The sequence below is a fragment of the Nostoc sp. genome (assembly GCF_036919675.1).
Taxonomy (GTDB): Bacteria; Cyanobacteriota; Cyanobacteriia; order Cyanobacteriales; family Nostocaceae; genus Nostoc.
Window position 1 is genome coordinate 364,204 of record NZ_JBALCP010000134.1, and the last position, 14,777, is coordinate 378,980.

Sequence of the window (14,777 nt, forward strand, 5' to 3'; positions counted from 1 at the left end):
TCCCCTCTGCTCCCTGCTCCTTGCTCCCCTACCTCTTCGTCCTCTGCCTCCTCTGTTCCCTGCTGCTTGTCCAGTACCTTACGCCACCAACCCAGAACGTAGGGCCCTAACAGCAGCTTGGGTACGGTCATCGGCACATAATTTATTTAGAATATTACGAACATGGGTTTTCACAGTACCAACTGTAATATAAAGTTTCTCGGCAATTTGCCCATTGCTACACCCAGCTACAATCAACTCTAGGATTTCCAGTTCACGTTGAGTCAAGGGGTATGTTTCCAAAACTTGCTCATATTCTGACGCCAGCGCCTCAATTTTTACAGTCTTCGGCTTGTCAGAGGTTTGGCTCTCTCCAGGAATACCTTGCCGCATCTTCCGCAATACCACGTTGGCAATTGCCGGATCAATCCAAGAGTTACCGCCGTGAGTTGCTTGGATTGCCTCCGTTAATTTACTGATACTTGTTTCTTTCATGTAATAAGAATCAGCACCCGCCGCGAAAGCTGCAAGTACAGCATCCTCTGTATGATCCATTGTCAGGATCAGAATCTTCGTTGTGCCTTGCCCAGTTTCAGCTTGGTAGCGTTTGAATTTACGGGTGAGTTCGATGCCATCCATGTCAGGCAAGCCGATATCTACAACAGCTACATCTGGCTTTGCTGTTTCTAAAAGTTTTAATCCTTGGGTAGCATTTGCCGCTTCGCCAATTACTTTCAATGCGCTGTGAGATTGTAATGCCGCTCGTAGCCCCATTCGCGTTAAGTCGTGATCTTCAATTAAAATAATACTAATTTCATTCATAGTTATACTCACTCTGACGCTGTTTGCAATCTTTCAAAGTATTACCTTTTATAAGCGCTATCTATCTATTTTCCCAAACTAAAGATAGATGATTTTTCAACCAGTCTGCATCCACCGATAGAAATAAGAAACATCCGATCTTTTAGTATTTAGATAGAGGACATATCTAGCTGGAGATATATAGATACTTACATAAAAAGTATGAAATATTATTGAGAATAGTGCAAAATTGCCCCGTTTGCTCAGAATTCAGCTTTGAAGTAGGTAGCCATAATTAAACGCAATGAAAGTCCATATTATATTTATTTACACCCATCCGCTTAGTTGCTATCTTCCATCAGTTAATTACTATTATCTTGTATAAAGTTTTGAAAAAAAGCTGACAAAAATGGACAAATTATAACAGATCGAAGTTCTGACTTTTCACAGCTTCTGGAAAACCATACTTCCATTCCTCTTTCCTACTTTTGAGAGGCTTTGAATTTTCCCCCAACCATAGAAGAGTTGGGGCTGGGGGGTTAGGATTTCGCCCTCTTCTTTTCCATATGACCTGAATTATCAGGCTCATTGGTGGACAATTGCAAAAGGAATTCAAGCACAATTACCAAAGGTAATTAGTCGTGCGTCCATATGGTGGGAGACTTACGGCTGACAAGTTAGACGCTTCAGCAATCAAAGTGGACAAGTAATCTTTTTAATGCTAAAAGGCTTGGAAGCACTTGGTATTCTTCCCAAAGTTCACAAGAAGGTCTGGGGAATTTTCCAAACAGTGGAAGTCCGCGCTAGCCAAAAAAATGCTAACACAGGCCTGGCGATCGTTCAGAAAATTGTCAAAATTCCAGGAGGTAGGATTACTTCGGATTCACAAATAAATATAGGCAGTACTTTGTCATCTACTTGGTTTAAGCAATCTGATGAGTAAAACTACTCAGGCTTATGGTAGACGATAAATGGTATGCAACTCTGACCAATGGGTGACGACGGTCGCTTGCTGACTCATTTACAATTGTTTTAAGCTTAGTAAAGTATTTTATTTTACTTTATATCAGCTCTATCTGTTGTCTTCAGAGCAATAGTTTTCAGTTGATCAATTGCTAATTGTTTTAAAGCCATTAGTCATTAACGTTTAATTCCAATATTCGGGTAAATTAACCAGATTGAGAATATAACAGACTGAATTCAACCTAAAGAGAAGTATTGGATATTATACAAAATGCCTTAGTTAATCAAGTGAGAGATTTTAAATGTCCGAAAATCTTATATTCTTTAGTTGGATAATCTGAAAAGAGAAAGATTATACATCAACCTATGTTTGGCGGCAAAAATAAAAACTGATGAAACAGACGCTGAAAATTTTGGTTGTAGACGATAACGAAGTTGACCGGATGGCAGTCCGTGATGCGCTGACTAAAGCAGGTGTTCAAATGGAACTGTTTGAAGTAAGCGATGGCAATGATGCGTTTTCTGCCTTAAGCACTACTGCCTATGATTGTGTTTTCTTCGACTATCGCTTACCAGATCAGCATGGACTAACCTTTATTCAACAGCTACGTTCTTTAAAAATTAAAGTTCCTTCAGTAGTCCTAACTGCTCAAGGAGATGAACAAATTGCTGTGCAATTAATCAAAGCTGGTGCTACAGACTATCTATCTAAGTCTAAGATATCTCCAGAAATGTTGGCACAGGTTTTGCGGAGTGCGATTCGGATTTATTGGGCTGAAACGCAGGCAGCTTTGGTAAACCAGCAGCTCAGAGAAAGTCATGAACAACTCATTCGTAAAAACCAAGAATTGCAGAGACAACAGCAACAGATTCAAATGCAAAACTTCAAGCTATTGGAGGTATCACAGCTAAAATCACATTTTTTGGCAACTATGTCCCACGAACTCAGAACGCCGATGAATGCGATTATTGGTTTTTCGCAAATACTGTTTCGTTCTAAGTTCGGTCAACTAACGCACCAGCAAGCAGATATGGTTGAGCGGATCTTGAATAATGGGAAGCATTTGCTGATGCTAGTCAATGAAGTTCTTGACTTTTCCAAGTTGGAGGCAGGACGATTAGATTTAAAGGCGGAAATATTTGATGTATCAAAGGTAATAAATCTCACTGTAGGTGAAATGCGTTCCCTTGCTGATGCCAAAAATCTATCATTGTTAGTACAAACCGATTTGCAAAATACTTTGGTATTTAATGATCCGGTTCGGATCAAACAGATTTTAATTAACCTGCTCTCCAACGCCATTAAGTTCACAGAGTCTGGGGAAATTTGGGTTGAGGTTAAGGAACTACCTGCAAGTCGAGTGACAATTGTTGTTCGGGATACAGGTATTGGCATAGCACCCAGAGATTTTAAACGGATTTTTGAAGCATTTCGGCAAGTCGATCAAACTATCACTCGCAAATATCCAGGTACAGGTCTGGGTTTGGCAATTATAGATTCGCTGGTGCGAATGATGGGCGGCAAAATTTTTCTTGAGAGCAAATTAGGCATCGGTTCAATGTTTAAAATTGAATTGCCGCGTCAAATCAGATTATTCACTGAAGCAGCTGATGCTCCAGCTATACAGTTAGATGGCGACGAGATTTATCGCTCTGCTAAAAATCCGCATAATTCATCTTCTCAAACCAGGTAAGCAGCAATAGGATATCCGAAATTTAAACTATAAATTACTTTCAAAAAAACTGATAAAAGTTGATAAATTATGTCTGTAGTTGAAAACAATAAAATTTTTCGTATCCTCGCAGTTGATGATACTCTAGATAATCTCATTTTGGTTCAAGCAATTTTAGAAAGTGAGGGCTATGAAATTGATTTGGTTTCAGATGGAATAAAGGCTTTGCGGCAAGTTGAACAATCTCCACCCGATCTGATTCTGTTAGATGTGATGATGCCGGGAATCGATGGTTATGAAGTCACACGTCGGATTCGGAATAACCCAGCAATTAGTTATATTCCAATTCTGTTAATTACTGCCTTTCACGAATCTAGCGTTGTCGAAGGTTTGGATGCTGGTGCTGACGACTTTATTCGTAAACCATTTGATACCGATGAACTACTGGCAAGGGTGCGATCGCTGCTGCGTCTCAAGCACAGTCTGGACGAACAACAAAAAATGGCCCGCCAACGGGAAGATTTTGTTTCCCGTCTGACTCATGATTTGCGAACTCCCCTAGTAGCCTCCGATCGCATGTTAAATTTGTTTGAGATGGAAACATTCTGCAAAATTTCGCCGGAAATGAAACAGGCGATCGCAGTCATGATTCGCAGTAACAAAAATTTGATGGAAATGGTGAATACCCTCCTAGAAGTCTATCGCTTCGAGGCAGGTAAAAAAACGTTGAATTGGGAAGAATGCGATTTACGTGAGATATCTCAAGAAGTAGTGAGCGAACTAAGTCCTCTAACTAGTGAAAAAGGACTGACTCTGGAAATAGACATCCATGAATTAGACCCACAGAATAAAAACGCTGCTATTATTATGGGCGATCGCTTGGAACTACGGCGGGTGCTAAACAACTTGATCGCAAATGCCATCAAATTTACAGATACAGGAGGCATAACAATCCGCATTTTTGAAAAATCATCTAATCCAGTCAATCCAGATTTGGTAACAATTGAGATCCAAGATACAGGATATGGGATTACGCCAGAAGATCAGGCAACAATTTTCGAGCGATTTCGCCAAGGTAAACATAAACGTTCAGGTAGCGGCTTAGGACTACATCTATCCCACCGGATTGTAGAAGGGCACGCAGGAACTATCCAGGTCACCTCTGAACTAGGTAAAGGTAGTCTGTTCACTGTGCAACTACCTAAAAATACTTAAGTTCTCTCCTTCACCCAACAAGTTATGGTTGCTTGATCACATCTAAAGGTTCAGAAGTGCGATCACTTTGATCCCTAGAAAATAGATCAAGCAATAAATCTGATGCTTTTAATTAATACATTAACTAAGGTTTTTGTCAAGAGTAATTTAGATGCGCTTCCCTGACAATGCACCCGACAAAACTGATTAAACATCTAGGAAATTTTCAGACAGAATTAGACATAGTAATTTTAATCATGGTATGCATTTACGATGCATAAATCGTTTCAAGGTTTTATTAATCATTTTTTGATAGTAAATAGACCCACACTTTCGGGCAATAGGAATGGTTTCTGCCTACGATAGATGTGGTTCTTCAAATCATTCATTATCTGGTCTTTCCTATGAATGCGTAAGTCCTAAGATAAATATTTTTATCATTCTATGGATAGTAGGAATAACTATTTTACAAAGTTACTATTTAGCCTATTAATGCCTGAAAGAAGTGTATGCACCCTGGAATAATATCCAGGGTGTTTTTTCTTGAGGTTTTGTTGATAGCCAAAGCTTTTTTATAATAATTAAAAATTAAATATTATCTCCGACAAAGACAAACAGCGATGTCTACGAAGGGCTACGCTGACGCTATTTTCAACTTATGTGATAAATATTACATATGCTATCTAGATTTTAGCTCCTATTAGCGTCTTAGCAATTTTCCACATTGCCTCATCTTTGCTACTTATTGCTATAGTTAAATCCAAAGCTTCAAGAAAACAGCAAACATGCGAGTAACTCTAAATATCCCAATACGGTTCAGTTAAGGCTAAAACTCTTAATCAAAGTCAATTTTTTTAACGAACCGCCAAGGACGCCTTCGCGCAGCGTCTCGTTAGAGAAGGACGCTAAGAGAAAAAAGAAATGCTTAACTGAACTGTATTGCTAAATATCCCTGAAGAATTGGCAACTCGCTTAAATTTACTGGAAGATCATCTGCCACAAATTTTAGAATTGGGACTGCGTGAGCTAAATGCTATATCCCAGACAGGTTTTACAGGTATGGCAGAAGTACTAGAGTTTTTAGCGCAACTACCAACACCAGAAGAAATTATTGCACTGTGTCCATAGAATCCGCAAGAAGCAGTTACAATTGGAGCGGTGCTCCGTATATACGGAGCACCGCTCCGATAAGGATAACCCATCTGCGGCGAAAGGAGAAAGCGATGCCGACAAATACGATGAAGGCGATTCGGCTGCACGAGTTCGGTGGACCTGAGGTGCTGCGTTACGAAGAGGCACCGGTTCTCGAGCTGAAGCCCGGTGAGGTTCTCGTTCGCGTTCAGGCGATCGGCGTCAATCCTCCCGACTGGTACCTGCGCGACGGATACAAGGCGCTTCCTCCTGAGATGAGGCCATCGGTGCCCCTGCCCGTCATCCCGGGGTCGGACGTGTCCGGCGTCGTCGAGGCCGTCGCCGAGGACGTGCAGGGCTTCTCCGTCGGCGATGAGGTCTTCGGCATGATCCGCTTCCCCAGCTACGGCAAGAGCGATGCCTATGCCGAGTACGTCGCCGCGCCTGCGTCGGACCTGGCACGCAAGCCGGCCGGCATCGATCACATGCGTGCCGCCGGCGCACCGATGTCGGGGCTCACGGCGTGGCAGTTCCTGATCGACCTGGGGCACGATGAACCGAACCCGCTCCAACCGGAGAGGCATCGCCCCGTGCCGCTCGGGGGCAAGACAGTGCTCGTCAATGGTGCCGCGGGCGGCGTGGGGCACATTGCGGTACAACTGGCAAAGTGGCAGGGTGCGCACGTCATCGCGGTGGCATCGGGCACGCAGGAGTCGTTTCTGCGCGAGCTCGGTGCTGACCAATTCATCGATTATGCCAAGAGCCTTCCCGAGGACGTCGCGCACGACGTCGATCTCGTCCTCGATACGCTCGGCGGTCCCACCACCGGTCGTTTCCTGCGCACGCTCAGGCGTGGCGGCGCCTTGTTTCCCGTTTTTCCGGGCTTCTCCGACGCTGAGGAGGCCGCGAAGCTGGGCGTCACGGTCTCGATGACCCAAGTGCGCTCGAACGGTCCGCAGCTCGCGGAATTCGGGCGCTTACTCGATGCCGGGACGGTTCGTGTCGCCATCGACAGCACGTTTCCGCTTGCGGATGCTCGAAGGGCGCACGAACGAGCCGCCCGTGGGCACATCCAAGGCAAGATCGTGCTTACGTGTAGCGACCTGCAATTATAAATGCCCAAAGCTGCAATCAGGACTTTTTCAAACCAGGATTATTTGCAACTATAATTACGCTTCAACCAGGATTAATTGCAACTGAACCAGGATTAAATGCAAGCAACCTGCAATCATCCGTTTCAACCAGTATTATTTGCAATTAACCGAAAGTGCTGTCAAACATCCATTGAACCACCTAAGAAGATGCGTTCGCTCTCTTGGGCAAGTTGTTGCAAATCAGACTTGACTACACTCCCGGTAGGCTGATCTAGCATGGCATCCAGCCAACCGGGAACTCCGTACTGAAATAGAGCTTGCATTGTCTGAGCAGTCATCGTCACATTACGCGTACCGAAGAAGTAATCCCCCTTCATCCGTTATACGAATTGGTCACGCTTTGCCAGAAATTCCTCGATTGTCAAATCAGCAACATGCAGGCGTATTCCACAATTGATGTCAGAACTGACAGCGCCAGAGATGACCTGACCCATAGTTTCTACGACTGAACCAATGGCAACACCCGCATCACCTGGGTGAAAGTCAGGCGTAGCACAGGCACGACAAACGCATCCACCTGACGGGTGGAGGACGCTTGCCAAATTCGCTAACTGCTTCAGTGCCTTAGCTTCAACAGGGAAATCTTTTGGCAGTAGCACTTCTGCAACAGGGGCATCAGGAGAATTAACTAAACGAACTGAATAAGTGCGATTGTTGTAAGTAACATCTAAACCCTGGCGCTCTAAAGCACGCAGGAGACGTTTCAGATTTTTTGGCTGCATGAAAACTCCAAATAGAGCCTTAAAAAAGACTCTTTGTTGTGAAGAGATTTAGGAGACTTGGGTTCAGCAGCCGCGTCTCAAGTGGTGCGGAGGGTCATTTTCCCAGAACTGTGGGGAAAACAACAGGTTATATAGCCTTGATAACACATACTTGCATCGGGAGACAAGTTTTTTGTAGTATTTTGTATTTTTAGCGATTTATGTACTACGTCTGTAAAGAAATTTGAAGTTTAGCTAAAAACTTTTAAAATTCTCTAGACTCTCCAGCCGGCTAGAGAGTCTAGGATGAATTCAAGGCGACTTTCTTTCCAGTTATTTCTGACTGTTGACGGTTGTCCCTCAGTCATCCAGTTTGGTCTGGCTAGGTTGTTCATTTTATCCCGTAAATCTATGACTCTCCAACTCACAGTTCCTAATATGGCTTGTTCTGCTTGTGCAGGCACCATTACCAAAGCACTTCAGGCAGTCGATGCCAACGCCAGCATTCAGGCTGATCCTACAACCAAGCTTGTCAGTGTAGAAACTCAAGCATCAGAAACAGTAATTAAAGAAGCGTTGGCTGCTGCTGGCTATCCAGTTGCTTAATCTTTAAGATCCTCCCACATCAATCACGGCGGTTCATCTAGTTATGGATACTCTCACACTCAAACTTCGAGGCATGAGTTGCGCCGCTTGCGCCAACAACATCGAAAAGGCAATTCGCTCTGTTCCTGGGGTGATTGACTGCAACGTTAACTTTGGAGCCGAACAAGCCGCTATCAAGTACGATCGCTCTCTAGCAAATTTGGAGAAAATTCAAGCTGCTATAGATGCTGCGGGATACTCTTCCTACTCACTCCAGGAAGAATTGCTCTCTGAAGAAGATGATGCTGAGAAAGCGAGTAGGCAAGCATTACAACGCCAACTCTCCCTCAAGGTAGTGGTGGGAGGTGTAATCAGCATTTTCCTATTTTTGGGGTCGTTGCCCATGATGACTGGGCTGAACTTCCCCTTAATTCCAAGCTTCCTGCAAAATCCTTGGGTACAGTTAGTGCTGACAACACCCGTCGTGTTCTGGTGTGGTGGATCTTTTTACCGAAATGGCTGGAAAACCCTCAAGCGCCATACGGCGACAATGGACACGCTGATTGCTTTGGGCACAAGTGCAGCCTATCTATATTCTTTGTTTGTCACTATTTTCCCGAAATTTTTTATTGCTCAGGGCTTGATACCTCATCTTTATTACGAAGTTGCCGCCATTGTCATTACCTTAATTTTGTTGGGGCGGTTGTTGGAAAATCGCGCTAGGGGACAAACTTCTGAAGCCATCCGCAAACTCATTGGACTGCAAGCCAGAGATGCCAGAGTTATCCGCGATGGTAGGGAAATTGATGTTCCTATCGCCGAAGTCAGAATCAACGATGTAATTTTGGTGCGTCCTGGTGAAAAGATTCCAGTAGATGGCAAAGTGATTGCAGGCGCTTCGACGGTAGATGAAGCGATGGTGACGGGTGAAAGTTTGCCAGTTAAAAAGCAACCAGGAGATGAAGTGATTGGGGCAACGATTAACGGTGCGGGTGCATTTCAGTTTCGGGTGACACGAGTCGGAAATGATACGTTTTTGGCTCAAATCGTCAAACTAGTGCAACAAGCCCAAGGTTCTAAAGCCCCAATTCAACGCTTGGCAGATCAGGTGACAGGATGGTTTGTCCCAGCTGTGATTGCGATCGCGATCGCCACTTTCGTTATTTGGTTTAACTTCACGGGCAACCTCACCCTAGCAACAATGACAACGGTGGGTGTACTGATTATCGCTTGTCCTTGTGCTTTGGGTTTAGCTACCCCCACTTCTGTAATGGTGGGGACGGGCAAAGGTGCAGAAAATGGCATCTTGATTAAAGGTGCGGACAGCTTAGAACTAGCACACAAAATTCAAACCATCGTTCTAGATAAAACTGGCACTTTGACTCAGGGGAAACCTACAGTTACAGACTTTGTAACTGTCAACGGTACAGCTAATGGTAATGAAATCAAGCTTTTACAGTTAGCAGCAACGGTGGAACACAATTCTGAGCATCCTTTAGCATCAGCAGTGGTGAAATATGCCCAGTCTCAAAAAGTGAGTTTAACAGAGGCAAAGAACTTTCAGGCGATGCCAACGGCTACCCACTTCGTGGCTAACGCAGGTAGTGGTGTCCAAGCAGTTGTTTCAAATCAGCTAGTGCAAATTGGTACACAACGCTGGTTAACAGAACTTGGAATTAACACCATCACTCTCCAGCAGTATAAAGATGCATGGGAAGCGGTTGGGAAAACAGTCATTTTGATTGCTGTAGATGGCGAACTACAAGGAATAATGGGTATTGCTGATGCCCTCAAACCTTCATCAGCAGCAGTAGTGAAAGCTTTACAGAAGTTAGGTTTAGAAGTAGTAATGCTCACCGGAGACAATCGTAAAACTGCTGATGCGATCGCTCTGCAAGTTGGCATCCAGCGAATCTTTGCCGAAGTCCGTCCAGATCAGAAAGCGGCGATTATCCAATCTCTGCAAGGGGAGATAGAGAGATTTCCCAATTCAAAATCCCAAATTCCAAATCGTTCGACTGAGCGACTTGCCTTGAGCGTACCCCTACGGGGAAGCAAGCTACGCGCAGCGTCTCCAAGAGTTGCCGAAAGAAGCCGAAGTCCAAAATCTAAAATTGTCGCAATGGTAGGTGATGGCATAAATGATGCGCCAGCTCTAGCACAGGCTGATGTGGGAATTGCTATTGGTACGGGAACAGATGTAGCGATCGCAGCTAGCGATATTACCCTAATTTCTGGAGATTTGCAAGGAATTGTCACAGCAATTCAACTGAGTCGCGCCACCATCAATAATATCAGGCAAAATCTCTTCTTTGCCTTTATTTACAACGTTATTGGTATTCCTATTGCGGCAGGAATTCTGTTCCCCATCTTTGGTTGGTTACTCAATCCAATTATCGCTGGAGCAGCGATGGCTCTTTCTTCGCTTTCTGTTGTTAGCAATGCCCTCAGATTGCGTAACTTTCAACCAAAAACTACCTCATAATTGCAGAGTAATTTAGGAAATGTTCAGTAAAAAAATGCTTTGGGGAAGCCTTATAACTTTAGTGCTTCTCACTGGAACATCAGGTGTAACATTAGCAGAAATGCCAGCCCACTTGTCAGAGCAAACCAGCCAATTTCAACGCATTGAGCAACCTTTAGGCTTGAAAGTTGGTGTTGCGATCGGTGGTTTAGCCTTAATTGGACTAGAGTTGTGGTGGTTCCTTCTCTATAAAAGTTCTGAGTCGTGAAAGGATTTTTTAAAAGTCGTTAGTGATGTATCAAAAACTTTTAGATTCCCCCTAGCCCTCCTAAAAAAGGCTACGGTGTATACACAAGTCTGAAATAGCTTACTCACCTGGTTTTTCGCGTCAGTTTTACCCCACCCTAACCCTCCCCGATGGATTGGGGAGGGAACAAGATTTCTTATTTCCCCCCTTTATAAGGGGGGATTAAGGGGGGTAATTCGACTTGTGTATACACGGTAGCCTAAAAAAGGGGGGAACTGGAGTTCAAAGTTCTGAATAAATTATGACTTATGCACGGGAGCATCTCAAATGTGTAAAAACATAATTTGTCATTGCGAGCAGAACGCTTTATTCACAATGACTTGTAAAGATTTTGGTAAATTTGCTTGCATTGGGACGCTCCCTTATCCACTGTACAAATTAATCATGGTATGGATTATACCTATCCATAGGTCGTTTCAGGCTTTTATTAATTATTCTTTGATGGTAAATTGAGATGCTGTCGTTGCTTTAGAACTTGGGGATTTTGCCCCAAGTCTGAGCAAGCTTGATTTTGTGCAGTTTTATAAAAAATTAATATCAGCACTGAGGGGTGTTTTGGATAATGGGACAAATTGTGTCTTTATGCTGTCTGCCATTATTCTTCCAGCCTGACAGTAATCCATCTATTTCAGACCGTAAAGTTAACAACTGATCGATTTGGTGATCAATTTGTAAGAGCTTGTTTTCGAGCTTTTCTTTAATTTCACCACAGGGAGCTTGTCCTTGGTCATAAACCTGAAGAATATTTCCAATTTCCTCTAAGCTAAGACCAAGATTTTGCGCCCTTTTAATGAAAGCTAAACGAGTCAGTACATCCAATGAAAACTGGCGAAAGCCTCCCTCTGTTCGTCTTGATGATTTGAGTAAACCTAAACTCTCGTAATAGCGAATTGTCCTGATGGTGATTCCGCTTATATCTGTTACCTGACCAATCAAAAGCAGTTTCGTCTCCTGAGTTAACACGGCAGATTTTCCCAAATATTGTAATTATTATGACATATTTTCCTAATTTATTAACTCATTTGAGAGTTTGGCAAAATGTTGGCATCAGTAGTTTAAATCTAATTAAAGATTTTTTTAAGTCACTACAAACCTTTAATCATTTACGCTGATTTACTTAAGTTTAACATTTTTATTTAATAAACTTAACTCAATATTTGACCTTTCTAATTTTATCTATTGATAGGGTAACTGTTTGTCATGGTACTGAAAGTAACTGTTTTTTTTTCGTTTGCATGTTACTTCTAGATCAACTGCTTCACCTCAAGTGAAACTATAAAAATGAATTTCAACTCGCAGACTTTTAGCTCAACCCGTAAACCTAAAACTTTCAATAATCCAGAGCGTTTTATTGAGGGATGGTATTGGTTAATACCCTCTCGAAATCTGCGGGTGGGTGAAGTAAAACCTGTCACGATTTTGGGTAGAGAATTAGCGATTTACCGTGGTAAAGACAAAAGAGTAGTTACCTTTGATGCCTACTGTCCGCATATGGGCGCTCACCTTGCTGAAGGTAAAGTTGAGGGTAATGCACTACGTTGTTTTTTCCACCATTGGAAGTTTGATGCTGAAGGGATGTGTACTGATATCCCATGTTTAGATGCACCACTTTCCCTAAAGTTACAAACTTGGCCTACTGCTGAAAAGTACGGGATGATTTGGGTTTGGACTGGAGAAATACCACAGCAACCTTTACCTTTTGTTCCAGAGTTAGAAGAAAAAGAGTGTGATGTTGCTATTACTTCCCATTTTGTGATGAACTGTCACCCGAATGTGGTAATGATTAATGCAATCGATGCTCAACACCTCAATACAATTCACAAACTGCCAATAGAAGTTATTTTTGAAAGACAGGAACTGAACGAGAATGCTATTATCTTCAGTAACACTACACCCATCAAAAACAATTCGTCTTTCATTAAGCTCATCCGTCTTTTCTACAAAAATGCCATAACTTACAGTATTTGCTATTGGTACGGTAGCATTGGCATTGTGACAGCTGGTCCCGATTTCTTTCATGTTCACATGATGGTTGCAGTTCGCCTCCACGAAGGGGGAAAAACTGAAGGTCAAATCTTGTTGATGACCAAAAAACGCAAAGGAATTTTTGGTTGGTTATGCAATCGAGTTGTGCTATGGCTGACTAAGATTACAGCTAAGTACTTTCTCATGGGTGACATTAAGATTGTCCAAACAATTCAGTTTGATTTGAAAACTCCCATCAAGGCAGATCAGTCAATTATGCAGTTTATTAACTATGTTGAAAAACAGCAATCCCTAATGTGGGGGACTTGGCAAGAAGCGCGATCGCGCGATGTGGAGAGCAAGCCCAAGCGTGAGATATGGGAAGATACAATGAGTAATGACTAATATCATGTCTATATGACCAGAATTTTGTCAGACTGCCTGGAGAGTACAAAACTGTAACTTAACAGGCTAATTATTTTATGGTCAATTAAACGGACATGATATAACAACTAATAAAAGTTAAAAGTTCAACAAATTACTTTTAACTTTTAATTTATTTTTTTCCTGGGCTACCAGATCAATAAAAAGAAGTGGCAAAGCCACTTCCTAATTCCCAGGTAGAACCTAAGTCATGAGTATAACCACTACAAAAATTTGAAATAGTATAAACAAACACCAATTAACTGAATATCTCTATTTTCCTTGTTTTCTAGGTGGGGAAATCCTGATTTCCATCTGCCAAATAACTGTATATTTACATAAGTCTCATGATTGCAATGCAGACTCAATTTTATCCAGTTCATCGCCAAGATGTGCCAGTTTTGCCTCTTCATCAAGAAGCTGCTGTTCTAATTGAAACTTAACGGCGGTACCAGCCTCAATTGCTACAGCTTTTTTCATCTGCTTAAACTTCTCGCTGCGGATGTCAAATTCTGCTTGAAGTGCGTCTAGTTTTTGTTGCGATCGCCGTCGCCCTCCAGCAGTTAAGCTAGTAGCAGATGGGCTAGTTTCAATAGTTGCTGTTTCACCAGGCAAAAATTTACTTCCACCTGCGTAATAGCAAAGGGGAAAGTTATCGCCTAAATCCAGCACTTTATTTACAAACGGGTGCTGCGGCCCTGATGCTCTTTTTGGCACTTGGTCAAACAAGTAAACTAAAATATCAAGAATACGTGCATAGCCATCCTTATTCACCGCTGCTTTCCCTTGCAAGGCTGACAACAAGCAATCTGTGAAAGCACTGTAGGGTTGACCCGTGTAAGAATATTCGTCTTCCCGCGAAGAAGCAACTACAACTCGACCGCTTCCTGTTCCTAGCACATTTAACAGTTCCGGCGGTAAGGGTGATTTTACAAAGATTTCCCCTGGTTCCTTCAAAGCTGGAACGCCACCAGCATGACAGCAATCTAATAAAACTACGAGTTTACGCGCTGTAATTGCTTCAATCTTTTGGGTAAATTCTAAACCTGATATAGCTGTGTCTACGCGTTGACTGGGGTCATAACCGAATGGTACAAGGAAGTATTCATTGGGGCGCTGGATGCGTCCACCGTGACCAGAGTAGTAAATGATGACTGTCGCATCAGGATTTTGATTTACCTGGGCGATGATTTGGTCAAAAGCTGCGAGGATATTTTGCCGAGTTGCAGAGGTTTCGGTTAGCAGTGTGACTTGTTCTGGTGGATAGGCGGCGCGACTTGGGTCAATCAGTATATCTCGTATAGCTGTTGCATCGAGGACTGTGACTGGTAAATCAGCACCTACGCCAATAAGTAATGCATAAGCGTTGGTAAAAGTTTGGTTTGTCATGCGGTGGGTGAGGAATGCGATCGCCTTTTATACTCTATATACTTAAAA

General features: G+C 42.9%; 14 protein-coding genes. 9 read left to right on the forward strand and 5 right to left on the reverse strand.

All coding sequences use genetic code 11. The features are described from left to right. Nucleotides 1-78 precede the first annotated feature (78 nt). Entirely contained in the window at nt 79-801 is a 723-nt protein-coding gene (locus V7K49_RS31530) for a response regulator transcription factor (protein WP_334865915.1), read from the reverse strand. A 697-nt stretch (nt 802-1,498) separates the two neighbouring features. Here V7K49_RS31530 and V7K49_RS31535 point away from each other — a divergent pair. The 5 genes from V7K49_RS31535 (at nt 1,499) to V7K49_RS31555 (ending at nt 6,856) form a co-directional block, all read left to right on the forward strand. Further along, nucleotides 1,499-1,723: a hypothetical protein gene (locus tag V7K49_RS31535; protein WP_335209148.1), complete on the forward strand. Its 225-nt coding sequence runs from the start codon at nt 1,499-1,501 to the stop codon at nt 1,721-1,723. 412 nt (nt 1,724-2,135) lie between these two features. Then, on the forward strand, nt 2,136-3,437 hold the full coding sequence (locus V7K49_RS31540) for an ATP-binding response regulator (protein ID WP_334865911.1): 1,302 nt from the start codon (nt 2,136-2,138) through the stop codon (nt 3,435-3,437). A gap of 69 nt (nt 3,438-3,506) precedes the next feature. Beyond that, nucleotides 3,507-4,631, forward strand: coding sequence for a hybrid sensor histidine kinase/response regulator (locus tag V7K49_RS31545; protein ID WP_335209149.1), 1,125 nt, complete (start codon nt 3,507-3,509; stop codon nt 4,629-4,631). Between the two features lie 918 nt (nt 4,632-5,549). Then, nucleotides 5,550-5,738, forward strand: coding sequence for a hypothetical protein (locus tag V7K49_RS31550; RefSeq protein ID WP_335209151.1), 189 nt, complete (start codon nt 5,550-5,552; stop codon nt 5,736-5,738). Between the two features lie 95 nt (nt 5,739-5,833). After that, the gene (locus V7K49_RS31555; protein ID WP_334865905.1) at nt 5,834-6,856 is read left to right on the forward strand and encodes an NADP-dependent oxidoreductase; all 1,023 of its coding nucleotides are present in this window, start codon (nt 5,834-5,836) and stop codon (nt 6,854-6,856) included. A gap of 158 nt (nt 6,857-7,014) precedes the next feature. Here the strand turns inward: V7K49_RS31555 and V7K49_RS31560 are convergent, their stop codons facing one another. Further along, a complete protein-coding gene (locus tag V7K49_RS31560) occupies nt 7,015-7,212 on the reverse strand; it encodes a hypothetical protein (RefSeq protein WP_334865903.1) in 198 nt (65 codons plus the stop codon). 3 nt (nt 7,213-7,215) lie between these two features. Next, nucleotides 7,216-7,617: an RtcB family protein gene (locus V7K49_RS31565; RefSeq protein ID WP_334865901.1), complete on the reverse strand. Its 402-nt coding sequence runs from the start codon at nt 7,615-7,617 to the stop codon at nt 7,216-7,218. A 390-nt stretch (nt 7,618-8,007) separates the two neighbouring features. Between V7K49_RS31565 and V7K49_RS31570 the strand changes: the two genes are divergently transcribed. The 3 genes from V7K49_RS31570 (at nt 8,008) to V7K49_RS31580 (ending at nt 10,913) form a co-directional block, all read left to right on the forward strand. Further along, nucleotides 8,008-8,202 (forward strand): heavy-metal-associated domain-containing protein, encoded by a 195-nt coding sequence (locus V7K49_RS31570; RefSeq protein WP_334866512.1) that lies wholly within the window; start codon nt 8,008-8,010, stop codon nt 8,200-8,202. Nucleotides 8,203-8,275: 73 nt separating this feature from the next. After that, the gene (locus V7K49_RS31575; protein ID WP_442948714.1) at nt 8,276-10,666 is read left to right on the forward strand and encodes a heavy metal translocating P-type ATPase; all 2,391 of its coding nucleotides are present in this window, start codon (nt 8,276-8,278) and stop codon (nt 10,664-10,666) included. A gap of 19 nt (nt 10,667-10,685) precedes the next feature. Next, on the forward strand, nt 10,686-10,913 hold the full coding sequence (locus V7K49_RS31580; RefSeq protein ID WP_334865897.1) for a hypothetical protein: 228 nt from the start codon (nt 10,686-10,688) through the stop codon (nt 10,911-10,913). A 576-nt stretch (nt 10,914-11,489) separates the two neighbouring features. On the opposite strand, the gene V7K49_RS31585 is transcribed toward V7K49_RS31580, so the two are convergent. Then, nucleotides 11,490-11,915, reverse strand: a complete 426-nt coding sequence (locus V7K49_RS31585; protein WP_335209230.1) for a heavy metal-responsive transcriptional regulator — start codon at nt 11,913-11,915, stop codon at nt 11,490-11,492. A 318-nt stretch (nt 11,916-12,233) separates the two neighbouring features. Here V7K49_RS31585 and V7K49_RS31590 point away from each other — a divergent pair, with 318 nt between their 5' ends. Beyond that, on the forward strand, nt 12,234-13,322 hold the full coding sequence (locus tag V7K49_RS31590) for an aromatic ring-hydroxylating dioxygenase subunit alpha (protein ID WP_335209154.1): 1,089 nt from the start codon (nt 12,234-12,236) through the stop codon (nt 13,320-13,322). A gap of 363 nt (nt 13,323-13,685) precedes the next feature. Here V7K49_RS31590 and V7K49_RS31595 read toward each other — a convergent pair whose 3' ends face one another. Further along, nucleotides 13,686-14,729, reverse strand: coding sequence for a caspase family protein (locus V7K49_RS31595; protein WP_335209155.1), 1,044 nt, complete (start codon nt 14,727-14,729; stop codon nt 13,686-13,688). Between the last annotated feature and the right edge of the window lie 48 nt (nt 14,730-14,777).

Coding starts and splice junctions, on each gene's coding strand:
- V7K49_RS31530 (WP_334865915.1), bottom strand. CDS start 801: ATGAATGAAATTAGTATTATTTTAATTGAAGATCACGACTTAACGCGA.
- V7K49_RS31535 (WP_335209148.1), top strand. CDS start 1,499: ATGCTAAAAGGCTTGGAAGCACTTGGTATTCTTCCCAAAGTTCACAAG.
- V7K49_RS31540 (WP_334865911.1), top strand. CDS start 2,136: ATGAAACAGACGCTGAAAATTTTGGTTGTAGACGATAACGAAGTTGAC.
- V7K49_RS31545 (WP_335209149.1), top strand. CDS start 3,507: ATGTCTGTAGTTGAAAACAATAAAATTTTTCGTATCCTCGCAGTTGAT.
- V7K49_RS31555 (WP_334865905.1), top strand. CDS start 5,834: ATGCCGACAAATACGATGAAGGCGATTCGGCTGCACGAGTTCGGTGGA.
- V7K49_RS31560 (WP_334865903.1), bottom strand. CDS start 7,212: ATGAAGGGGGATTACTTCTTCGGTACGCGTAATGTGACGATGACTGCT.
- V7K49_RS31565 (WP_334865901.1), bottom strand. CDS start 7,617: ATGCAGCCAAAAAATCTGAAACGTCTCCTGCGTGCTTTAGAGCGCCAG.
- V7K49_RS31570 (WP_334866512.1), top strand. CDS start 8,008: ATGACTCTCCAACTCACAGTTCCTAATATGGCTTGTTCTGCTTGTGCA.
- V7K49_RS31575 (WP_442948714.1), top strand. CDS start 8,276: ATGAGTTGCGCCGCTTGCGCCAACAACATCGAAAAGGCAATTCGCTCT.
- V7K49_RS31580 (WP_334865897.1), top strand. CDS start 10,686: ATGTTCAGTAAAAAAATGCTTTGGGGAAGCCTTATAACTTTAGTGCTT.
- V7K49_RS31590 (WP_335209154.1), top strand. CDS start 12,234: ATGAATTTCAACTCGCAGACTTTTAGCTCAACCCGTAAACCTAAAACT.
- V7K49_RS31595 (WP_335209155.1), bottom strand. CDS start 14,729: ATGACAAACCAAACTTTTACCAACGCTTATGCATTACTTATTGGCGTA.